Source organism: Rahnella rivi, assembly GCF_019049655.1.
Lineage (GTDB): Bacteria > Pseudomonadota > Gammaproteobacteria > Enterobacterales > Enterobacteriaceae > Rahnella > Rahnella rivi.
Window position 1 is genome coordinate 103,041 of the sequence record NZ_JAFMOX010000065.1, and the last position, 21,472, is coordinate 124,512.

17 protein-coding genes and 5 tRNA genes are annotated in these 21,472 nt (G+C 54.2%); 12 read left to right on the top strand and 10 right to left on the bottom strand.

Annotation, left to right across the window (positions count from 1 at the left end):
- Positions 1-31 precede the first annotated feature (31 nt).
- Positions 32-1,840, top strand: coding sequence for a DUF4153 domain-containing protein (locus J1779_RS19745; protein ID WP_217204577.1), 1,809 nt, complete (start codon positions 32-34; stop codon positions 1,838-1,840).
- A 100-nt stretch (positions 1,841-1,940) separates the two neighbouring features.
- Here the strand turns inward: J1779_RS19745 and alaC are convergent, their stop codons facing one another.
- Together alaC and J1779_RS19755 are read right to left on the bottom strand one after the other, a co-directional pair.
- Positions 1,941-3,200: an alanine transaminase gene (alaC, locus tag J1779_RS19750; RefSeq protein ID WP_122097476.1), complete on the bottom strand. Its 1,260-nt coding sequence runs from the start codon at positions 3,198-3,200 to the stop codon at positions 1,941-1,943.
- Positions 3,201-3,332: 132 nt separating this feature from the next.
- On the bottom strand, positions 3,333-3,866 hold the full coding sequence (locus tag J1779_RS19755; RefSeq protein WP_122097603.1) for a GNAT family N-acetyltransferase: 534 nt from the start codon (positions 3,864-3,866) through the stop codon (positions 3,333-3,335).
- A gap of 157 nt (positions 3,867-4,023) precedes the next feature.
- Here J1779_RS19755 and J1779_RS19760 point away from each other — a divergent pair, with 157 nt between their 5' ends.
- Entirely contained in the window at positions 4,024-5,727 is a 1,704-nt protein-coding gene (locus J1779_RS19760; RefSeq protein WP_217204578.1) for a sensor histidine kinase, read from the top strand.
- 72 nt (positions 5,728-5,799) lie between these two features.
- Positions 5,800-6,555, top strand: coding sequence for a LytR/AlgR family response regulator transcription factor (locus J1779_RS19765; protein WP_056774163.1), 756 nt, complete (start codon positions 5,800-5,802; stop codon positions 6,553-6,555).
- 29 nt (positions 6,556-6,584) lie between these two features.
- Here the strand turns inward: J1779_RS19765 and glk are convergent, their stop codons facing one another.
- A complete protein-coding gene (gene glk, locus J1779_RS19770; RefSeq protein WP_056774369.1) occupies positions 6,585-7,550 on the bottom strand; it encodes a glucokinase in 966 nt (321 codons plus the stop codon).
- Positions 7,551-7,869: 319 nt separating this feature from the next.
- On the opposite strand from glk, the gene J1779_RS19775 reads away from it, so the two are divergent.
- A complete protein-coding gene (locus J1779_RS19775; RefSeq protein ID WP_056774160.1) occupies positions 7,870-9,132 on the top strand; it encodes an ion channel protein in 1,263 nt (420 codons plus the stop codon).
- Here J1779_RS19775 and J1779_RS19780 read toward each other — a convergent pair.
- Positions 9,129-9,827 (bottom strand): aspartate/glutamate racemase family protein, encoded by a 699-nt coding sequence (locus tag J1779_RS19780; RefSeq protein ID WP_056774157.1) that lies wholly within the window; start codon positions 9,825-9,827, stop codon positions 9,129-9,131. The genes J1779_RS19775 and J1779_RS19780 overlap by 4 nt on opposite strands.
- A gap of 102 nt (positions 9,828-9,929) precedes the next feature.
- Complete coding sequence (locus J1779_RS19785; protein WP_056774153.1) at positions 9,930-10,403, bottom strand: multidrug/biocide efflux PACE transporter; 474 nt, start codon at positions 10,401-10,403, stop codon at positions 9,930-9,932.
- A gap of 145 nt (positions 10,404-10,548) precedes the next feature.
- Between J1779_RS19785 and J1779_RS19790 the strand changes: the two genes are divergently transcribed.
- A complete protein-coding gene (locus J1779_RS19790) occupies positions 10,549-11,436 on the top strand; it encodes a LysR family transcriptional regulator (protein ID WP_122097472.1) in 888 nt (295 codons plus the stop codon).
- Here J1779_RS19790 and J1779_RS19795 read toward each other — a convergent pair.
- Positions 11,425-13,083, bottom strand: coding sequence for an alpha-keto acid decarboxylase family protein (locus J1779_RS19795; RefSeq protein ID WP_217204579.1), 1,659 nt, complete (start codon positions 13,081-13,083; stop codon positions 11,425-11,427). The two genes, J1779_RS19790 and J1779_RS19795, sit on opposite strands and share 12 nt — an antisense overlap.
- A gap of 322 nt (positions 13,084-13,405) precedes the next feature.
- Between J1779_RS19795 and mgrA the strand changes: the two genes are divergently transcribed.
- Positions 13,406-14,395 (top strand): L-glyceraldehyde 3-phosphate reductase, encoded by a 990-nt coding sequence (gene mgrA / locus J1779_RS19800; RefSeq protein WP_217204580.1) that lies wholly within the window; start codon positions 13,406-13,408, stop codon positions 14,393-14,395.
- Positions 14,396-14,553: 158 nt separating this feature from the next.
- Entirely contained in the window at positions 14,554-14,979 is a 426-nt protein-coding gene (locus tag J1779_RS19805) for a DUF2502 domain-containing protein (protein ID WP_072158081.1), read from the top strand.
- A 70-nt stretch (positions 14,980-15,049) separates the two neighbouring features.
- On the opposite strand, the gene J1779_RS19810 is transcribed toward J1779_RS19805, so the two are convergent.
- Positions 15,050-16,279, bottom strand: coding sequence for an Nramp family divalent metal transporter (locus J1779_RS19810; RefSeq protein ID WP_056774135.1), 1,230 nt, complete (start codon positions 16,277-16,279; stop codon positions 15,050-15,052).
- A 409-nt stretch (positions 16,280-16,688) separates the two neighbouring features.
- Here J1779_RS19810 and J1779_RS19815 point away from each other — a divergent pair, with 409 nt between their 5' ends.
- Positions 16,689-17,876 (top strand): NupC/NupG family nucleoside CNT transporter, encoded by a 1,188-nt coding sequence (locus J1779_RS19815; RefSeq protein ID WP_056774132.1) that lies wholly within the window; start codon positions 16,689-16,691, stop codon positions 17,874-17,876.
- A 138-nt stretch (positions 17,877-18,014) separates the two neighbouring features.
- On the opposite strand, the gene J1779_RS19820 is transcribed toward J1779_RS19815, so the two are convergent.
- A tRNA-Ala gene (locus J1779_RS19820) sits at positions 18,015-18,090 on the bottom strand.
- A 71-nt stretch (positions 18,091-18,161) separates the two neighbouring features.
- Positions 18,162-18,237: transfer RNA gene (locus J1779_RS19825), tRNA-Ala, on the bottom strand.
- 352 nt (positions 18,238-18,589) lie between these two features.
- On the opposite strand from J1779_RS19825, the gene J1779_RS19830 reads away from it, so the two are divergent.
- Positions 18,590-19,381, top strand: coding sequence for a formate/nitrite transporter family protein (locus J1779_RS19830; protein WP_056774127.1), 792 nt, complete (start codon positions 18,590-18,592; stop codon positions 19,379-19,381).
- An 88-nt stretch (positions 19,382-19,469) separates the two neighbouring features.
- Here J1779_RS19830 and gltX read toward each other — a convergent pair whose 3' ends face one another.
- Positions 19,470-20,888 carry a glutamate--tRNA ligase gene (gltX, locus tag J1779_RS19835; RefSeq protein WP_056774124.1) on the bottom strand — a complete coding sequence of 473 codons (1,419 nt, stop codon included), beginning with the start codon at positions 20,886-20,888 and terminating at the stop codon, positions 19,470-19,472.
- A gap of 263 nt (positions 20,889-21,151) precedes the next feature.
- Here gltX and J1779_RS19840 point away from each other — a divergent pair.
- The 3 genes from J1779_RS19840 to J1779_RS19850 all read left to right on the top strand — a co-directional run bounded on the left by J1779_RS19840 (position 21,152) and on the right by J1779_RS19850 (position 21,466).
- Positions 21,152-21,227 (top strand) — tRNA-Val (locus J1779_RS19840).
- A 44-nt stretch (positions 21,228-21,271) separates the two neighbouring features.
- Positions 21,272-21,347: transfer RNA gene (locus J1779_RS19845), tRNA-Val, on the top strand.
- 43 nt (positions 21,348-21,390) lie between these two features.
- A tRNA-Val gene (locus J1779_RS19850) sits at positions 21,391-21,466 on the top strand.
- Positions 21,467-21,472: the final 6 nt, after the last annotated feature.

Consider the following 21,472-nt stretch of genomic DNA (forward strand, 5'->3'; position numbering starts at 1 on the left):
TCATTTCCCCTTACATTTTGGAGAGTCACGGATGTCTCAGTTCACTCGCGCAGGCAGCGTTATGCCGCCTGTTCCGACTTCCGCCCGGGCGGTCATCATCGCCATTTGCGTGTTGCAGGGACTGCTGCTGTATTTCTTCCTCTCGCACCCTGCGTCTCCCGCGCTCGAATCCCTGAGCCATAATATTTACGGCCAGACTATGGCATTTACATTACCGGTTCTGATTTCGTTATCGGTCGTGCACCTGAATTCTCGCCGTTTCTGGGGCGGCATAGCCGTGCTGACGTTGCTGCTGGCGGGGATGGCGGCGTGGCTGAAAAGCAACATGACCGGCGCGCCGTCAGAGGCGGTGCTGTTTCCTTTCTGTCAGTCTTTGGTTCTGCTGGTTTACTTTGTGCTGCCGTGGTTGCAGGTGCAGTCTTTCCCGCCGGACACCCGTTACCGCTACGCAAATCTGGTGGCGTGCTATTCGCAAAATACGCTGTGCCTGATGCTCACCGTGCTGCTGATGCTGCTGACCCTGGGCGTGATGGCGCTGTGTGCGGCACTGTTCAGGCTGATTGGCATTGAGTATTTCCACACGCTGTTCTTCGATACGCCGCTGTTTATGTGGCTGGTTTACGGGCTGCTGCTGGGCATCAGTATCGTCACCTGCCGCACCCAGCCGTCGCTGATGAACACCACCAAAAACATTATTCGTTTTATTCTGAAAGGCTTACTGCCGCTGGTGGCGTTTGTGGCGCTGCTGTTCCTGTGCGCCCTGCCGTTCACCGGGCTGAAGGCGCTGTCCGATGCCTGGTCTGCGGCCAGCCTGCTGACCATCATGGCGATGAGTGTGCTGGTGCTGGTGAATGTGGTGCGCGAAGCGGATAACGCCTCGAAGCCGTATCCGCGTTTCATCCGTCTGCTGGTCAATGCGGCCATTCTGCTGCTGCCGGTGTATGCCGCGCTGGCGATGTACGCGACCGGTTTACGTATTGCGCAGTACGGCTGGACGCCGCAGCGTCTGTGGGCGGTGCTGACCATCGGGGTGACGCTGGTGGCCTCGTTGTGCTACAGCCTTTCGGTGATCGACAAACGTCCGGACTGGCTGCCGCGCATCACCCAGTTAAACAAACCGCTCTCGCTGCTGGTGGTTTTGCTGGTGATCGCCGTTAACAGCCCGCTGCTCGACCCGTACCGTATCAGCGTGAACAATCAGATTGCCCGTTTAGACCAGGGTAAAACGCAGGCGAAAGATCTCGATTTGCATATGCTGCGTTTCGATACCGGCCGCCGGGGCAACGACGCGCTGAAGGCGTTACAGCAAAATCCGGCGTTCGTGGCCGATCCCCATCTGCTGGTGCTGTTGAAAAATACCCTTTCACAGACGTCGCGCTGGGGTTCTTATGACGTGGAAGATGCCGCGCAGGCAGCTAAAGACTACCGTGCAGAAAATGCGAAGAAGATGATCCAGCTGGCGAAGGGATCGGTTCAGCCTGAGGATGCCTGGTGGAACAGCCTGCCTGAGCTGGAAAAATACCGCAGTACGCTGCGCGATTGCCTCAGCCTGCAAGGCGTGTGCATCGTCAACACTCTTGAACTGAACAACGACAAACAGAAAGAAGTTTTCCTGTGTAATACCCTGGATCCGAAATCGGTTAATTGCCGGGTGTACGCCAGAAAGGCAGGGAAATGGACTGAAGCCGGTGAACTGTATCTGTATGAGGAAAAAAACAGAGAAGAGATCATTCAGGCATTGCGTAACGGGGAGGTCAAACCGGTAGCGCGCAGAGAGTCAGACGTGCAGATTAAGGGCAAACGGCGGGTGATTCATTACAACAATGATAGTGAGCAGTAAGTGACACATCCTGAATGACGCGTCGTGAATAACCCGCGTCTTTGTCCTTCACCGGCAGGCCACAGCGCCTGCCGGTTTAACATCATATCAACGCAACCTGTTACGGCGTGACCGTCGGATCCTGCTCCACGGGCGGTTCACCCGCGGTTTTCTTCGGCGGCAGCAAACCGTCGGCGCGGAACATCGCTTTGATCCCACGAACCGCCTGACGAATACGATCCTGATTTTCGATCAGCGCGAAACGCACGTGCGTATCACCGTAATCGCCAAAACCAATCCCCGGAGAGACGCAGACTTTAGCATCAGCCAGCAGACGTTTGGCGAACTCCAGCGAGCCTAAATGGGCGTAAGCCGGCGGAATTTTCGCCCAGACGTACATGGAAGCCTTCGGATTTTCCACCATCCAGCCCGCTTCATGCAGGCCGCGCACCAGGACGTTACGGCGCTGGCGGTATTGCTCGGCGATGTCTTTCACACATTGCTGATCGCCTTCGAGTGCCGCGATGGCTGCGACCTGCAACGGCGTGAAGGTGCCGTAATCGTGATAGCTTTTGATGCGCGCTAACGCGCTGACCAGTTCCGGGTTACCGACCATAAAGCCGATGCGCCAGCCCGCCATGTTGTAGCTTTTTGACAGCGTGAAGAATTCCACCGCGATGTCTTTTGCGCCCGGCACCTGCATGATTGACGGCGCTTTCCAGCCGTCATACACGATATCGGCATACGCCAGATCGTGGATCACCAGCACGTCATATTGTTTTGCCAGGGCCACCACGCGCTCGAAGAAATCCAGTTCCACGCACTGCGCCGTCGGATTGGACGGGAAGCCGAGGATCATCATTTTCGGACGCGGAATGGTTTCGCGAATGGCTTTTTCCAGCTCAGCGAAGAAATCCACACCTTCGGTCAGCGGCACGGAACGCACCTGCGCACCGGCGATCACTGCGCCATAAATGTGAATAGGATAACTTGGGTTGGGCACCAGAACGGTGTCGCCGTGATCGAGCGTCGCCAGCATGAGATGCGCCAGCCCTTCTTTCGAGCCGATAGTGACGATAGCTTCACTTTCCGGATCAATCTCGACCTGATAGCGATCGGCATACCAGCGGGAAATCGCCCGGCGCAGACGCGGAATACCGCGTGACGTCGAATAGCCGTGGGTGTCTTCGCGCTGCGCCACCTGCACCAGTTTTTCAACGATGTGCGGCGGCGTTGGACCGTCGGGGTTGCCCATACTGAAATCAATGATGTCTTCGCCGCGATGGCGCGCCGCCATTTTCAGCTCAGCGGTGATGTTGAAAACATAAGGGGGAAGACGATCAATACGTGAAAAACGACGTGGTGAACTGGAATCAGCCATAATTTCCTCGAGGATACGTAAGCGCCCGGACCGTCCGAGCGACGCTGGCCGCATTGCGGCCTTCCACGAACATAACGCAGACTCAAAAAACTGTCGAGAGTGTGAACACTCTTTTTTAGCGTTGCCCGGTTCTCAGCGTGGATCGTGCTTCAGCAATCCCAACAGCCAGTCGTTCTTCCATTCATCGCCAATGCGATAACTGTCGCGCAACAGACCTTCCATCTGAAAACCACATTTCTCCAGCACGCGGCGAGAGGCGTGGTTGCCTTCGAGCACATTGGCTTGCAGCCGGTGAAAATCACAGTGGTCGAAAGCAAAATTCAGCACCTCACGCAGGGATTCCACCGCGTAGCCTTTGCCCTGATGCTCAGGTGCCAGAATAAATCCGACTTCCGCCTGCTGATAAGGCCGCCAGTCAGGGAAGAATCCGGTCAGCCCCACCGCTGCACCGGTCTGTTTTTCGCGGATCAGCAGACACAACCAGAAATCGCTGTAACGATCCCAGTTACCGAGCCGTTGTTCAAAGCGACTGTGGATCTGAGCGGGGGTATCAAGGTTGCCAATAAAACGCATGACGTCAGGATCCTGATACAACCGCAGGAAAAAAGCCCAGTCATCGGCCTGGAGGGGTTGCATGTGAAGCCTTGCGGTCGAAAGCGAAATCATCATCCGAACTCCTTTGCTGTCAGCAAATTATCCCTGTTTTTATTGTGCCATGACAGGCTGAACGCCGTCTGTCTGGTGGTCAATTACGGGTGTTTTACATATAATAAACCACGATTTAATTTAGCGTGATTATACAATGTCGCGCAGAGAACCTGCCATGCAACACATGTTCGATATGCTGCTGGCGGTCTTTGACCGCGCGGCACTGATGCTGATCTGCCTGTTCTTCCTCACGCGTACCCCGCTGTTCCGCAAACTGCTGCACAAAGAAAATGAAAACCACACGGCACTGGAACTGACCGCCGTGACGGCGATTTTCTCGTTGTTTGCCATTTTCGGTACGCTCTCGGGGATCAACGTGGAAGGGTCGCTCATCAACGTGCGAACCATTGCCATCATGTCCGGCGGGATCCTGTTCGGCCCGTGGGTCGGCATTATCACTGGCGTGATCTCCGGCACTCACCGCTTTTTGATCGACATCCACGGCCCGACGTCCCTTCCCTGTCTGATCACCAGTATTACCGCCGGTTTTCTCTCGGGCTACATCAATAAAAAAGTCAAAAAAGCGCTGCACTGGAAAGTCGGCATTCTGGCGGGGATGCTGTGCGAAACCCTGACGATGGTGCTGATCCTGCTGATGGCGCGGCCTTTTTCGCTCGGGCTGGATATCGTGATGAATATCGCCGCACCGCTGATCCTCGGGGCCAGTTCTATCGGGCTGATTGTCTTGCTGGTGCAAAGCGTCGAGGATGAAAAAGAGGTGATTGCCGCCCGGCAGGCGCGGCTGGCACTGGATATTGCCAATAAAACGCTCCCCTATTTTCGAAATATTAATGCAGAATCCCTGGCCAGTATTTGCAGCATCATCCGTGATGATATCGATGCCGATGCGGTCGCCATCACCGATAACAAAAACATTCTGGCCTACGTCGGCGTGGGGGCAGAAGAATACAATATTGGCCATGAAACGCTCAGTGAGATGACCAAAGCCACGCTGGAAAGCGGTGAAATTACGGTGAAAAACAACGACGAAATGCACCGCACGCCGCAAATTCACTCGCTGATAATTATCCCGCTGTGGGAAAAGGGCGAAGTCACCGGCTCACTGAAAATCTATTATTGCGATCCGCACCGCATCACCTATTCGCTGAAAGTGATGGCGATCGGCCTGTCGCAAATTATGTCTACCCAGATGGAAGTGTCGCGCACCGAGCAACTGCGCGAAATGGCCAACAAAGCCGAAATGCGGGCATTGCAAAGCAAGATAAACCCGCACTTTCTGTTTAATGCCCTCAATGCCATTTCCTCTTCGATCCGCGCCCGCCCTGACGTGGCGCGCCAGCTGGTGATCAATCTCTCCCGTTATTTGCGCTACAACCTGGAACTGAACGACGAGCTGATCGATCTGCGCAAAGAGTTGCATCAGGTGCAGGATTATATCGCCATCGAACAGGCCCGCTTTGGCAGTAAACTGACGGTGATCTACGATATTGATGATGACATTTCGGTAAAAATCCCCAGCCTGCTCATTCAGCCGCTGGTGGAAAATGCCATCGTGCATGGGATCCAAAAGTGCAGCGGTAAAGGCGTGGTGGTGATTTCAGTGAAGCACCATGCCAACGGCGTGTGGGTTTCGGTGAAGGATACCGGCCACGGCATTAATCAGGAAACCATCGATCGTGTGGCACGCAATGAAATGCCCGGCAATAAAATCGGCCTGCTGAATGTGCATCATCGCGTGTCTTTACTGTATGGTCAGGGGCTGGTGATCCGCCGCCTCGAACCCGGCACGGATATTTCGTTTTTGATCACACAATCCCCGGCAAAAATCACGGCAGCCCCCGAGAGCACTATAGCCTGACCATGTTGAGGGAATTTCTCTGCTTTATTTCTGTCGCCCGCTTTTCGGGCGCTCGCACCGGGGGATAATTCCGTGAAAGCTATTATCGTCGAAGATGAAGTTCTGGCTCAGGAAGAGCTGAGTTATCTCATTAATACGCACAGCAGCATCAAAATTGAAGCCACATTTGATGACGGGCTGGACGTGCTTAAATATCTGCAAACCCATGAAGTGGATGCTATTTTTCTGGATATCAGCATCCCTTCGCTGGACGGCGTGTTACTGGCGCAAAACATCAGTAAGTTCGCGCATAAGCCTTACATCGTGTTCATTACGGCCTATAAAGAACACGCTGCCGAAGCCTTTGAAATCGAGGCTTTTGATTACATTCTCAAGCCGTATCATGAGTCACGCATTGTCACCATGCTGCAAAAGCTGGAGTCGCACTTTGCGAGGGATAAGCAGAGCGGCAGTAAGCCTGAAGATGTCCATCCGGCGCAGGGCAGCGCCAATCGCGTCAGCCACAGCATTAATCTGATCAAAGATGAGCGGATTATCGTGACCGACATCAATGATATTTACTACGCCGCCGCGCAGGAAAAGGTGACGCAGGTGTATACCCGCAAAGAAGAGTTCACCATGCCGATGAACATCACCGAACTCTGCAACCGCCTGCCGGAAGAGCATTTTTTCCGCTGCCATCGTTCGTATTGCGTGAACCTGTCAAAGATCCGCGAGATCGTGCCGTGGTTTAACAACACCTATATTTTGCGGTTGAGTGATTTGGATTTTGAAGTGCCGGTAAGCCGGAGCAAGGTGAAAGAATTCAGACAGTTAATGCGGTTTTGATGACTCCCCCTTTACAGGGGGAGCTTTTTTTAGATCGTCATACCCATCGACTGACGCAAATACGCGCCTGCGCCAAGCAATCCTGGCTGATCGTGAGTGATCAGGAATACCGGGATATCCATCAGGTAATCTTTAAAGCGGCCTTTATCTTCAAACGCGGCACGAAAACCTGACGCTTTGAAGAATTCCAGGAAGCGCGGAACGATGCCACCGGCAATATAGACCCCGCCAAATGTGCCCATGTTCAGCGCCAGATTCCCGCCAAAGCGCCCCATGATCACGCAAAACAGCGACAGCGCGCGGCGGCAGTCTACGTTTTCATCCGATAACGCCAGCTCGGTGACGTCTTTCGGTTTGAAGCTCTCCGGCACGCGGTTATCAGATTTCACGATCGCGCGGTACAGATTGACCAGCCCCGGCCCCGAGAGAATACGTTCGGCAGACACGTGACCCATTTCAGTACGCAACTGCTCAAGAATGATGTCTTCTTCTTCGCTGTTAGGTGCGAAATCCACATGTCCGCCTTCGCCGGGCAGGCTCAGCCACTGTTTGTTGGCATGGATCAGATGAGCCACACCGAGGCCGGTGCCCGCACCGTAAATCACTGCCGGTTTGCCATCCAGCGCTTTCTTACCGCCGAACTGCAACAGATCAGCCTCTTTGAGCATCGGGATCGCCATGGAAACGGCGGTGAAATCGTTGATCACTTCCAGATGCTGCAGGCCGAGACTTTGTTTCATTTCGGCAATGGAGAACGCCCAGGTGTGGTTGGTCATCGCCACCCAGTCGCCGGTGATCGGGCAGGCGATCGCAATACAGGCATCTTCAACCTCCTGATGCTGCTGCGCGAGATACTCACGTACCGCGGCTTCGAGGCTGTCGTAATCCAGCCCGGAAAAAGTCTGAGACTGTGAGATCTCGCCGCTGTCTAAGGCGCACAGCGCCAGACGACAGTTGGTGCCCCCGACATCGCCCACCAGGGAGTATTTAGTCATGTTATTCTCCGCAAAAGTAAATTCGTTATACTGCGCATCCACGCCAGAAATGCTGTGCTCATGAGTACGCTGCCAGACACCCTGATGTAAGTGGTGGTCATCAATAAAAGCGACTGGCGAATGCCTGCAATGGGGCAGAGCTGACAGATTCGTGTGGGCAAAATAGCGGTAATTGCTATACGCTGCAATGCAGTTTTGTACCAACGCACATTTATGCGGCATGTCACACAAAATAATGTCGGCCACCCGCAAACTGACCTTGCTGATATTCATCTAAGCTATCAGGGCAATCAAAATTATATAATAAGGAAATCATTGCATGTTTCATCCTCGCGCCAGAATCATGCTGGCTTTTGCCCTGCCCGCAATCGTTATTGGTGTCATGTCCAGCCTGATCCTGGTTTTGGTCATGATGATGTCCGGCGCGCTGCAAAACCTGCTGTGGCAGTACATTCCTGACGTTCTGCACGTCAATACCCAGTCGGCCACCTGGACACTGTTCATGCTGACGCTGACCGGGATTGGTGTCGGAGCGTTGATCAAGTATATGCCAGGCCACGCCGGGCCGGATCCGGCGACGGAATCGCTGATTGGCGCCCCGGTGGCGGTCAATGCGCTGCCGGGACTGGCACTGGCGCTGATGGTCGGGCTGGCGGGTGGCGTCAGCCTCGGGCCGGAACATCCGATCACGGTGATCAATATCGCGCTGGTCGTCGCGCTGGGTTCGCGTCTGTTGCCGAAAGTGCCGACCACCGACTGGGTCATTCTGGCCGCCGCTGGCACTATCGGCGCGCTGTTCGGCACGCCGGTGGCGGCGGCGCTGATTTTTTCGCAAACCCTCGGCACCAATAAAGATGTGCCTTTGTGGGATCGCCTGTTCGCACCTTTGCTCGCCGCCGGTGCGGGCGCGCTGACGACCGATCAGTTCTTCCAGCCTGATTTTTCACTCAGCATTCCGTCGTATGACAGCTCCCGCCTGATTGATATTTTTAGTGGTTCAGTGGTGGTGCTGATTGCCATTGCGCTGGGGATGATTGCCGTGTGGCTTTTCCCGCATCTGCACCGGATGTTTTACAGCATTCATGATCCGATTATCCGGCTGGGGGTTGGCGGGTTTGTTCTGGGATTGCTGGCGCTTATCGGCGGGGAAATCACGCTGTTCAAAGGGCTGGATGAAATGAAGGAGCTGGCCCACTCGAACCAGCTTTTTGAGATGGGGCCGCTGCTGGCGATCACCCTGACCAAACTTGCGGCGCTCGTGGTGGCGGCGGCCTGCGGTTTTCGCGGCGGGCGGATCTTCCCGGCGGTGTTCGTCGGCGTTTCGCTGGGGCTGATGCTGCACCAGTATGCGCCTGACGTACCGGCGGCGGTGACCGTATCCTGCGCCGTGATGGGAATGGTTCTGGTGGTCACGCGCGACGGCTGGCTCAGTTTGTTTATGGCCGCCGCCGTGGTGCCGGGGCTGAAATTGCTGCCGCTGCTGTGCATTGTGATGCTGCCAGCCTGGCTGATGCTGGCAGGAAAACCGCTGATGCAGGTGGCTAAACAGCGGCTGGGGCGTCAGGATCCGGAAAAAGATTAATCCTGCGTTAAGGCAAACTCCGCCGCCGCCAGCGCATGAATGGCGGTGGTGTCGAAGACCGCGACGCGCGCGTCTTCCGCGCCCACCAGCAGGGTGATTTCCGTGCAGCCCAAAATAATGCCTTCAACGCCCTGCTGTTCTAATTTGCCAATAATCCGGCGATATTCCTCGCGGGAATCATCCTTAATAATGCCCAGACACAGCTCGTCATAAATGATGCGATGAACGATCGCGCGGTCAGCGTCATCCGGCGTCACCACGTCAATCTGATGTTTTTCCTGCAAACGCCCGCGATAGAAATCCTGCTCCATGGTGAAACGTGTGCCGAGCAGCCCGATTTTACGCAGCCCCTGCCCTTTAATTTTTTCTGCGGTAGCGTCTGCGATATGCAGAAGCGGCAAACCGCCGATGCGTTCGATATCACCGGCCACTTTGTGCATGGTGTTGGTACAGACCACAATCACTTCCGCCCCTGCTCGCGCCAGAGAACGGGCGGCATTGCCGAGGATTTCACCCGCCTGCTGCCAGTCGCCGGCCATTTGCAGTTTTTCGATCTCATAGAAATCGACGCTGTAAAGGAACAGTTTGGCCGAATGTAATCCGCCGAGCTGCTGTTTTACGTGTTCGTTGATCATGCGGTAGTACGGCACCGTGGATTCCCAGCTCATGCCACCAATCAGCCCTAACGTCTTCATTTTCGCCCCTGAGATTAAGTATTGAGCAAAACCATAACTGACAAAAAGCCCGCAGACAAAGAAAATGTCTGCGGGCTTTTTCGGGCATTCAGCGAGGTTGAATCAGTGTTTAGCCGCGCAACGCTCTGCCGCCAGACGGCGGTTCATCCAGCGCTGACGCAGGGTGTCGTAGATCCAGTTGTAGGCGACGGTATACGGCAGGAAGAACAGGAAGAACCCGACTTCCAGCATGAAGGCATCCAGCAGTCCGATACCCAGCCACAGCGCGGCAATCGGCAGACCAATCATGATAAATCCACCTTCAAAGCCCAGCGCATGCGCCACGCGGATTTTAAATGTCCGCACCACACGGGATACAGGCCAGAACCGGTCGAAAATGCTGTTATAAACGATGTTCCATACCATCGCCGTGGTAGACAGCATAATAGCCAGTGCGCCCATTTCCCAGACCGGTTTGTTGAGTAGCCACGCCGCCGCAGGGGCTGAAATCAGCACCGCCAGCGTTTCAAAGCCAACCGCATGAAAAATGCGCTCGCCGAACGTTTTCTGAGAGATGTTCCGTGTTTGCTTAGACATAAAAACCTGCCTGATTCCTGAAATTAAAAAGGGGTGACGGTTGTCACCAGGCAGGCATTATCATTATAAAATGAGATAGGTAAAAGATAGAAAGTATTGATAAAATCGATAGATTGCCGTTCAAAGAGACTCACGGAGCCTGATTATGCGTTATTCACCCGAAGCCCTGATGGCCTTTGTGGAGGCCGCCGACGCGGGATCTTTTTCCGCTGCGGCCCGTAAACTGCGTAAAAGTCAGTCCACTGTCAGCACCGCGATTGCCAATCTGGAAGTGGATTTGGGCGTCACGCTGTTTGATCGCCAGAGCCGACATCCGGTGCTGACGCCCGCCGGGCAGCGCGTGCTGAGCCATGTTCAGGCCATTCTGGCGGCCAGTGAGCGTCTCGATGAACTGGCCGTCCGGTTATCTACACAGGTGGAAACGCGCCTGACGTTTGTGCTTTCCGATACTTATCAGCCGACACACCACGAAGCATTGCTGCGCCGGTTTGAGCGCCGCTATCCTGATATCGAATTTGAGTGTCAGATAGCGGAAGATCAGGACGTGATCGATCTGTTGCAGTCCGGCCGCGCGCATATCGGCATGGTGGAAGTGCAGGATCACTATCCGCCGGATATAGGTGTGGCGCGTCTTCCGGAGCAAACGGATATGTCGATTTTTTGCAGTAAAGCACACCCGCTGGCGAGTATTTCCTCTCTGCAACCCGAACAGTTACACACCTTCCGCCAGCTCTGTCTGCAACCTTACAGCCGCCGGGAAATGCCACGGGCGCAGGGGCAGATCTGGTCTGCGCCGAGCTACCTGATGCTGCTGGAAATGGCAGAGCAAGGGTTTGGCTGGGCCACACTTCCCCACTGGCTGGTGAAGCAGTTCGGGCATGACAAGCTGGTCAGCCTGCCGCTGCGGGGCTGGCCGAAGAGAATTTCGGTGGATGCGGTGTGGAGTAAAAATAATCAGCCCGGCCCGGCGGGAAGCTGGTTCATCGACCAGCTGATTGACCCGCCGCCGCCGGATGCAGAATTACTCCCCTGAATTGCGTTTCGCCAGGGAACGAGTGACGGAATCGAGTAACGCGGGAATATCCATTTTAGGCAAAATCACTTCAATCCAGGCCATCCGCCGTTTGGCGCTGGCCTGTTCTATCGCCTCTTTCAACGCCTGCGGCGAATCCGCCCGCGCGCTGAACACTTCTTTGCCGCCAAACGCCGCCGGGAACTGCGTCCAGTTCCATTGCGCAATATCGTTATAGCGCTGAGTCTCACCGTGGATCGCCCTTTCCACGGTGTAACCCTGATTATTAATGACGAAAATCACCGGCGGCAAACCATAGCGGATCGCCGCGCCCAGGCCCTGAAGGGTCAGCTGCGCAGAACCGTCGCCGATCAGCAAGACCACGCGGCGATCAGGTGCGGCGATCTGCACGCCAAATGCGGCGGGCAGCGTAAAGCCGATTGAGCCCCACAAAGGCTGGACCACGAACTGGCAATCCTGCGGCAAGTTCAGCGCCGCGGCACCAAAACAGGCGGTGCCCTGTTCCGCCACCAGCACGTCGCCGGGTTGCAGAAAGGCCTGAATTTGTTGCCAGAAGGCATATTGATCCAGACTGTTATCCGCAAGCTGCGGGAGTGTGGTGCGTTTAACCGCGTAAGGCGGCCATTGATCGGCCCGTTCCGCCGTCAGACGATGCAACACGCTGACGGTTTTTTCCAGCGGAAGCTGATGGAATATCTGATTGCCGACGCGGGCGGAAAATGGCTGGAGATCGATACATTTTTCGGCAGGGAGTTGCTGGGTAAAACCGGCAGTGATGGTGTCGGTAAACTTCACACCGATGCTAATCACCACGTCAGCGCCCTCAATGGCCTCTTTGGTCGAGGCGGCGCTGGCGGCACCGGAATACGTCCCGGCAAAATTCGGCTGCTGCTCGTTGAACAATCCTTTGCCCATCAGCAGCGTGGAGTGCGCCAGCGGCACTTCCTCCATCCATTGCTCCAGCGCGGCCTTCACGCCAAAGCGTTCCGCCAGAAAATCGGCCAGCAGGGAAACGCGTCCGGCACCGCGCAATTTGGCATCGGCTGCCGCGACAAAGGCTTCGAGAGACGAGGCGGAAAACGCCGGTTGCCGCGCAGGAATGGCATGGGCGCGGGTACTGACGGGCAAGGCGGCCACGTCACTCGGCAGTAAGAGGTAGCCGGGACGCGAGGAATAGATGACGTCTTCAATGACGCGGTCAATTTCGGCCAGCGCATTTTCCGGCGTCAGTGACGCCTGCGCCACACTCACCGGCTGCGACATGCGCATGAAATGGCTGAAGTCGCCATCGCCCAGGGTGTGATGGAGTAATTCGCCTTTGCGCTGCGCTGCGAGGGGCGGAGCGCCGACGATATGGATAACCGGCACATATTCGGCATAACTGCCCGCAATACCGTTCAGCGCACTGAGTTCACCGACGCCAAAGGTGGTCAGCAGCGCGGCGATACCTTTGGTGCGCGCGTACCCATCGGCACCATAGGCGGCATTGAGTTCGTTGGTACAACCGATCCAGGTAATTTGCTGATGGCTGATGACGCTGTCGAGGAATTTCAGATTGTAATCGCCCGGCACGCCAAACAGCTCCGAGATCCCGCTAAATGATAAGCGGTCTAAGAGATAGTCCCCTACGGTATAGATATTATCCATGACGATCCTCTGTTAAATAGAAAGTAAACAGTTAATCCCACTAGCGTAAGTATTACGCCAAACCGGGGAATAGGATATTTTTTATTCGAAAAAAGACGTGGCAACGCAGAGTTACAGTGCTGCACTGCGATCTCGCACGGGCAGCCCCTGAACAGTAAAAGTAATAGCCGGAGGGAATAGCCCTGTTTTTCAACGGTAACGCGCCGTAAGGATTGTTCTGGTTGTGATCGTGGTAGCTGGAATTGTTAGTGAAAGCGCATACACTAAAAGGGTTTTTATCTGATTCCTTACACGACACCTACCTCAAACAATAAAGGTTCCTATGCCGTATCTTGCTAGTTCAAACCGTTACGAAAAGATGGAATATCGTCGCTGCGGCCAAAGCGGCCTGAAACTGCCTGCCGTTTCTCTCGGCCTGTGGCATAACTTCGGCGATAACGCGCATTTTGAGAATGGCCGCAATCTTATCCGCCATGCTTTTGACCACGGGATCACCCACTTCGACCTCGCAAACAACTACGGGCCACCTCCGGGCTCGGCAGAGCAGCATTTTGGCCGTATTTTGCAGGAAGATTTGCTGCCTTATCGCGACGAACTGATTATCTCCTCCAAAGCCGGTTACACCATGTGGGACGGCCCGTACGGAGACTGGGGTTCGAAAAAATATCTGGTCGCCAGCCTGAACCAGAGCCTGAAACGCATGGGGCTGGACTACGTCGATGTCTTCTATCATCACCGCCCGGATCCTGATACGCCGCTGGAAGAAACCATGGCCGCGCTGGATTTGATCGTGCGCCAGGGTAAGGCGTTGTATGTCGGGTTATCGAACTATCCGGCTGACCGCGCCAAAGCGGCATTCGACATTCTCAAACAGCTGGGAACGCCGTGCCTGATCCATCAGCCGAAATATTCCATGTTCGAGCGCTGGGTTGAAGCCGATTTGCTCGATACGCTGGCAGATAACGGCGTCGGCTCCATCGCCTTCTCACCGCTCGCCGGTGGCGTGCTGACTGACCGCTATCTGGCAGGTATTCCGGAGGATTCCCGCGCCGCCAGCGGCAGTAAATTCCTCACCACCGATCAGCTGACCGAAGAAAAGCTGGCGAAAGTCCGTAAGCTGAATGACATCGCGCAGGCCCGTGGGCAAAAACTGTCGCAGATGGCGCTGGCGTGGGTGTTGCGCGGCGACCGCGTGACGTCAGTGCTGATTGGTGCCAGTAAAACCAGCCAGATTGACGATGCGGTGGGCATGGTGGCAAACCGCCACTTCACTCAGGAAGAGCTGACTGCCATCGAAGCGATTTTAGTGTAAGCGTTTACCCTGACGGTGAAAAAACATCCCTTTATGGAGGCTGAGTAAGGATTCCGTTAAGGGTGGGTAAATCAATCAAAACAGGATTGCCCCCATAGAATAGCGGGTGCCTTCACCTTATAACTGTCAGCATAAATTATAAGGAATCTGGGGGCATCATGATTAAGCCTTTACTGTTCGGTACATTATTGTTCGCATTGCTTCCTGCCGCAGCGCCCGCTGTGCAGGCCAGCAGCTTTAGCCTGAGCACGCCTGGGCTTTCAATCAATATCGGTGACCGCGACCGTCGTGGTTATTACTGGGATGGGTATGACTGGCGTGATGCGGGCTGGTGGAACAATCACCGCGGGCGTTACTACGGTGAACGCAGCCATCGCGGCTATTACTGGGATGGCGGCCGCTGGCGCGATCGCGGCTGGTGGGATAACCGCTCTCATCATCGTCCGCCTCCGCCGCGCTATTACGGGCGTCCGCATTATGATCATCCTGGCCGCGGGCCGGATCGGGGTCATGGTCACGACAGAGGTCGCGGCCCGGACCGCGGACACGGTGACCACCGGGGTCATGGCGATCACCGCCATTAATCCGCAAAGATCACAGATAAAAAAACGGGACAGTTTGCGCTGTCCCGTTTTTTTTGCCGCGGTGCTGTGATTATTTCAGCATGCCGAACAGCAGATAGAGATTCAGGCTGACAACAATCAGGACGATCACCCGCCCTGCCCACTGCACGGTTTTGGTGTTGGTCATCTCACCCATCAGATGGCGGTTACCGGTAAATGCCAGCAGCGGCAACAGCGCCAGCGCAATCCCGAAACTCAGCAAGACCTGGCTCATCACCAGAATGCGCGTCGCATCCAGCCCCATCAGAATAACAATAAAGGAAGGCATCATGGTGACCACGCGACGCACCCAGATCGGAATGTAGAACTTCACGAAGCCCTGCATCACCACCTGCCCCGCCAGGGTACCCACTACCGTTGAAGACAAACCGGCAGCCACCAGGCTCAGGCCAAAAGTGGTAGCAGCGGCATGGCCGAGTAACGGTTGCAGTGTCAGATAAGCCTGATCCAGCTCGCTGATACCGCTGTGACCGCTGAAGTGGAACGCGGCAGCGGCGGTCGCCATCATCGCCAGATTCACAAAACCGGCGATGGTCATGGCGATCCCGACATCCAGCTTAGTGGCAGAGTAACGCTGTTCTTTCGATGCCTTACCGGCCCGCTGGGTCAGTGAGGAGTGTAAATAGATGACGTGCGGCATGATGGTTGCGCCAAGCACACCGGCAGCCAGATAAACAGAATCACTGGTGGGCAGAGAAGGGATCAGCATCCCTTTGCCGAGCGCCAGCATGCTGGGCTGCGAGAAGAAGAGTTCGACGATATACGCCGCAGCCACAAACAGCAGCAAACCGGCAATCACCAGCTCAAGCGGTTTTTGTCCACGCTTTTGCAGACCGAGGATAATAAAGGTGGCAATACCGGTAAGCACCGCGCCCTGCAACAGCGACACACCGAGCAGCAATTTAAAACCGATCGCCGCACCGATGAATTCCGCCAGATCGGTCGCCATGGCGATAATTTCAGCCTGCACCCAGTAAGCCCAGACGGCCGGACGCGGAAAACGATCGCGGATGTGTTCAGCCAGGTTTTTGCCGGTGGCGATACCCAGTTTGGCAGAAAGAAGCTGGATCAACATCGCCATGACGTTAGCCCAGACCACGACCCACAGCAGCTGGTAACCGTAAGAAGCCCCGGCCTGGATGTTTGTCGCAAAGTTACCCGGATCGATGTAACCGATGGCGGCTATAAAGGCCGGTCCCATCAGCGAAAATTTCATCTTTCTGGATGCGCGGCCTGAAGATTCGGTCCGGCTGTTAAACATAATGGATTAACCCCTACAATTATTACGCTTACACAAATATCGTCTAAATGATAATGATTATCAAGTGCATTTAGAGAAATTTGAGCGATGATTCTGATAGGCAGTAAGCGACGACGTGATAACTGTGTGGTTATTCGCCCGCCCGGCTTTCTCAATCCGGGCGCGCGCGCTTTCCTAAAACAGAGGCTGTTTGACCAGATTTAGAACGCATTACGGCACATGATAAAGCTAGCACAAGAAAGCAAATTGTGCCTATTTTTCTTAACATCTTGATTTTTTGTGTGGTGGAATGGGATTTGTTGCAATTCATGTCTGCAATTTCTATATTTGCAAGCGACTTCACGTTTTAAATGTACGCGTTACATAGAATGTCCGTCGAAATATAGCCTGCCTCTAATTTGGAGCACCCATGTCTAACATTTTGCACTTTGTATTAGCGTTGGCCGTTGTCGCAGTACTCGCTTTACTGGTGAGCCGTGATCGTAAAAGCATCCGTTTACGTTTCATCGTTCAGCTGTTAGTGATCGAAGTCCTTTTAGCCTATTTCTTCCTGAACTCATCTATTGGTTTAGGTTTTGTGAAAGGCTTCTCAGATATGTTTGAGAAATTATTAGGATTCGCTGCGGAAGGAACCGGCTTCGTATTTGGGGGCATGAGCGATAAGGGATTAGCGTTCTTCTTCTTGAAAGTCTTGTGTCCGATCGTGTTTATTTCCGCACTGATCGGTATTTTGCAACACATTCGCGTACTGCCTTTCGTCATCCGTATCATCGGTACGGTACTGTCGAAAATTAATGGCATGGGAAAACTGGAATCTTTCAACGCCATCAGTTCCCTGATTTTGGGTCAGTCAGAAAACTTTATCGCGTATAAAGATATTCTGGGCAAGATGTCTGAAAAACGTATGTACACCATGGCCGCTACGGCAATGTCGACTGTTTCTATGTCGATTGTGGGTGCGTATATGACCATGCTGGAACCGCGTTTCGTCGTGGCTGCGTTGGTGCTCAACATGTTCAGTACCTTTATCGTACTGTCTCTTATCAACCCTTACAGAGTTGATTCGGAAGAAGACCTGCAGATCGGTAACACGCACCAGGGTCAGAGCTTCTTTGAAATGCTGGGTGAATATATCCTCGCCGGCTTCAAAGTGGCGATCATCGTTGCAGCCATGTTGATTGGTTTCATCGCACTGATTTCCTGCCTGAATGCGCTGTTCGACGTGGTATTCGGTATCACCTTCCAGGGCGTGCTGGGTTATGTCTTCTATCCGTTTGCATGGATGATGGGCGTTCCAAGCCATGAAGCCTTGCAGGTGGGCAGCATGATGGCAACCAAACTGGTTTCCAACGAGTTCGTGGCGATGCTGGATCTGCAGAAAGTGGCGGCTGAATTGTCACCACGCAGCGTCGGTATCCTGTCCGTGTTCCTGGTGTCCTTCGCTAACTTCTCCTCGATTGGTATCGTGGCAGGGGCTATCAAAGGCCTGAACGAACATCAGGGCAACGTGGTTTCACGCTTCGGCCTGAAATTGCTGTACGGCTCAACGCTGGTCAGCGTGTTGTCTGCTTCTATCGCGGGTCTGGTACTGGCGTAAGTAAGCAAACGACTGAACGACAAAGAAACCCGCTTCGGCGGGTTTTTTTATGGCTGCAATTTGGTGCTGCAAAACAGGAAGGAAAAATGACAAGGCTCAGAAAGCAAAAAACCCGCCGAAGCGGGTTTCTTTAATATTTGGTGGAGATAAGCGGGATCGAACCGCTGACCTCTTGCATGCCATGCAAGCGCTCTCCCAGCTGAGCTATACCCCCACACGAGGTCGTACACATTTACTTTTTGTTTCCTCTGGAAGGAAACAGCCAACTTACTCTGGAAAGGAAGTTGGTGGAGATAAGCGGGATCGAACCGCTGACCTCTTGCATGCCATGCAAGCGCTCTCCCAGCTGAGCTATACCCCCAATTCAAACCAGTAAAAACCGGTGAACGGGGCGCATCATATGAAACCGTGTCTACCCTGTCAACGGCTAAATCGGTTTCTGCAATCAAGCGCTGAAAAAGCCGCCAAATACCCCATTTCGCAGGGAAATCCGCCCTGCCCTTAAACAAATTTTTAGCAGGATGCGTTGTTTTACGATCGCCCCTCCAGCCCGCATTTTCACTAGCTTTATGATCGGCCAACACATTTTATTAACAAGCAGGTTTGAATGATTAATGAAATGTTAGCAGACTATTAAAATCGTCTTGTTTTGAGATAACTCTCAGAATAGACTGCTCGCGCAATAATCATAATCCATTACGACGAGCAATCTCATGTCCTTGTATTCACCTAAAGAAATCGCATCCATCGCTGTCTCGGCAGGCGTGACGAAAAGTCATTCCTCCGTGTTGAATTTGTTAATTTTGGGTTTCCTGGCGGGCGCATTCATCGCCACCGGCTTCCTGCTGGATCTGCATGTAATAGGGACGTTACCTGCATCCTGGGGCTCTTTCAGTAACTTACTGGGCGCCGCTGTATTCCCGGTAGGGATCATTCTGACTGTGTTAGCAGGGGGAGAACTGCTGACCGGTAACATGATGACCTTACCTATTGCCTGGTTCGCACGTCAGATCAGTCTGTTTGCCGTATTGCGTAACTGGTTCTGGGTCACGCTGGCCAACCTGTTAGGTAGCCTGGCGGTCGCGTACTTCTTCGGCCACGTGTTAGGGCTGACGGAAGGCGCATTCCTCAGCAAAACCGTCGCCACTGCCACCGCAAAAGTGAACGCTGACTTTATGCATGCCTTCATTTCAGGGATTGGCTGCAACTGGCTGGTGTGTCTGGCGATCTGGCTGGCATTCGCCAGTAAAGACGTCGGCGGCAAAGTGATCGGCATGTGGTTCCCGGTCATGGCATTCGTGGCAATCGGGTTCCAGCACGTGGTGGCGAACATGTTCATCGTGCCTGCGGCAATCTTTGCCGGCGCACTGAGCTGGTCCCAGTACTTCCCGAACTTCGTTGCCGTATTCCTCGGTAACGCCGTGGGCGGTGCAGGCTTTGTCGGTCTGATGTACTTCCTGGCTTATCGCCCGACGGTTGCGACACCGGCGACCGAACAACGTTAATTCAGGCGTTTTTCACGCGTCGGATTTATAAAAAGAAAAAAGCCAGCCGGTTTCCCGCGCTGGCTTTTTTTATGACGAGCGGCTGCGATTACTGAGCTTGTGTTTCGCGCTCAGCAATAAAAGCTAACGCCATGTCGATACGCGCCAGCACACGGCTCTGGCCGATAGCGTGGACGGTCACGTCAACACCCGGTGACTGGCCTGCGCCGGTCACGGCGACACGCAGCGGCATACCCACTTTACCCATTCCGACTTCCAGCTCATCTGCCGTGCCCTGAATGGCATGGTGAATGTTTTCAGCCGTCCAGTCAGTGATGGCAGCCAGTTTCGCACGCACCACTTCCAGCGGCTGACGTGCCACCGGACGCAGGTGTTTCTTCGCTGCATCGGCATCAAACTCTGCAAAATCTTCGTAGAAGTAACGGCAAGATTCCGCCATCTCTTTCAGCGTCTTGCAGCGCTCACCCAGCAGGGTGACGATCTCAAACAGCTGCGGTCCGTTACGGGTTTCGATGCCAGCCTGCTCTACGTGCCACAGCAGATGGGTCGCCACGTACTGCGGGTCCATCGCGTTGATGTAATGATGGTTTAGCCATTGCAGTTTTTCAGTGTTAAACGCGCTGGCAGATTTGCTGACGTTTTCCAGTGAGAACAGCGCTTTCATTTCGTCGCGGCTGAAGATTTCCTGATCGCCGTGGGACCAGCCCAGACGCACCAGATAGTTCAGCAGTGCTTCAGGCAGATAACCATCGTCACGATACTGCATCACACCGACCGCACCGTGGCGTTTGGACAGTTTTTTACCGTCGTCACCCAGAATCATAGAAACGTGGGCATAAACCGGTACAGGCGCGCCCAGCGCTTTCAGGATGTTGATCTGACGCGGGGTGTTATTGATATGGTCTTCGCCACGGATAACGTGGGTGATTTCCATATCCCAGTCATCGACCACGACGCAGAAGTTATAAGTTGGAGAACCATCGGTACGGCGAATGATCAGATCATCGAGCTCATCATTGCTGAATTCGATCGGGCCACGGATCTGATCATCAAAGATGACGGAACCTTCCTGAGGGTTACGAAAACGCACCACACACGGCTCATCAGCGGCGTGATGTTCATGGCTGTCACGGCAGCGGCCGTCATAACGTGGCTTTTCGTTATTCGCCATCTGGTGTTCACGCAGCGCTTCCAGACGCTCTTTAGAGCAATAGCATTTATACGCAGTGCCGTTTTCCAGCATTTCGTCGATCACGCCGTTATAGCGGTCAAAACGTTTGGTCTGGAAATACGGGCCTTCATCCCAGTCCAGATTCAGCCAGTTCATGCCATCCATAATCGCGTCGATAGCTTCCTGAGTGGAACGCTCGAGATCGGTGTCTTCGATACGCAGCACAAACTCACCGCCAAGGTTGCGGGCAAAGAGCCAGGAATACAGTGCGGTACGGGCGCCGCCGACGTGCAGATAGCCGGTCGGGCTTGGGGCAAAACGGGTTTTGATTTTCATCCGGGTGCAACCTTAGTCACGCAACGCCAAGAAACGCTGCTCTTAATTAACAAAAAGTGGCTGACATTCTACCACTCTGCCCTGATTCCTCAACGCTGATACAGGGTAAGGTCGCCGGTTTAAGACCATGAATGCGTAAAGAATCGACTACGCGGGCGAGAAAGACGTCATGTTGTCTAAAAATAAGCCGAACGATCATTTTTGTTTTTAAAAAGCGTTGACGTAATTTCAAGTATCCCTATAATGCGACTCCATCACGACGGGGGCGATTAGCTCAGTTGGTAGAGCATCTCCTTTACACGGAGGGGGTCGGCGGTTCGAACCCGTCATCGCCCACCACTCTTAGAGTGGACGCGTTGTGATAGTAAGCAGGAATGAGAAATGGGCGATTAGCTCAGTTGGTAGAGCATCTCCTTTACACGGAGGGGGTCGGCGGTTCGAACCCGTCATCGCCCACCATTTCTCAGCAGTTTCTGACTTACGTTGTGGAGTACCCAGAAGTGGGCGATTAGCTCAGTTGGTAGAGCATCTCCTTTACACGGAGGGGGTCGGCGGTTCGAACCCGTCATCGCCCACCACTTCTG

Coding starts and splice junctions, on each gene's coding strand:
- gltX (WP_056774124.1), bottom strand. CDS start 20,888: ATGAAAATCAAAACCCGTTTTGCCCCAAGCCCGACCGGCTATCTGCAC.
- J1779_RS19805 (WP_072158081.1), top strand. CDS start 14,554: ATGATTAAGCCTTTACTGTTCGGTACATTATTGTTCGCATTGCTTCCT.
- J1779_RS19795 (WP_217204579.1), bottom strand. CDS start 13,083: ATGGATAATATCTATACCGTAGGGGACTATCTCTTAGACCGCTTATCA.
- J1779_RS19775 (WP_056774160.1), top strand. CDS start 7,870: ATGTTTCATCCTCGCGCCAGAATCATGCTGGCTTTTGCCCTGCCCGCA.
- alaC (WP_122097476.1), bottom strand. CDS start 3,200: ATGGCTGATTCCAGTTCACCACGTCGTTTTTCACGTATTGATCGTCTT.
- J1779_RS19755 (WP_122097603.1), bottom strand. CDS start 3,866: ATGATTTCGCTTTCGACCGCAAGGCTTCACATGCAACCCCTCCAGGCC.
- J1779_RS19810 (WP_056774135.1), bottom strand. CDS start 16,279: ATGTTTAACAGCCGGACCGAATCTTCAGGCCGCGCATCCAGAAAGATG.
- J1779_RS19745 (WP_217204577.1), top strand. CDS start 32: ATGTCTCAGTTCACTCGCGCAGGCAGCGTTATGCCGCCTGTTCCGACT.
- glk (WP_056774369.1), bottom strand. CDS start 7,550: ATGACTAAATACTCCCTGGTGGGCGATGTCGGGGGCACCAACTGTCGT.
- J1779_RS19790 (WP_122097472.1), top strand. CDS start 10,549: ATGCGTTATTCACCCGAAGCCCTGATGGCCTTTGTGGAGGCCGCCGAC.
- mgrA (WP_217204580.1), top strand. CDS start 13,406: ATGCCGTATCTTGCTAGTTCAAACCGTTACGAAAAGATGGAATATCGT.
- J1779_RS19830 (WP_056774127.1), top strand. CDS start 18,590: ATGTCCTTGTATTCACCTAAAGAAATCGCATCCATCGCTGTCTCGGCA.
- J1779_RS19780 (WP_056774157.1), bottom strand. CDS start 9,827: ATGAAGACGTTAGGGCTGATTGGTGGCATGAGCTGGGAATCCACGGTG.
- J1779_RS19760 (WP_217204578.1), top strand. CDS start 4,024: ATGCAACACATGTTCGATATGCTGCTGGCGGTCTTTGACCGCGCGGCA.
- J1779_RS19815 (WP_056774132.1), top strand. CDS start 16,689: ATGTCTAACATTTTGCACTTTGTATTAGCGTTGGCCGTTGTCGCAGTA.
- J1779_RS19785 (WP_056774153.1), bottom strand. CDS start 10,403: ATGTCTAAGCAAACACGGAACATCTCTCAGAAAACGTTCGGCGAGCGC.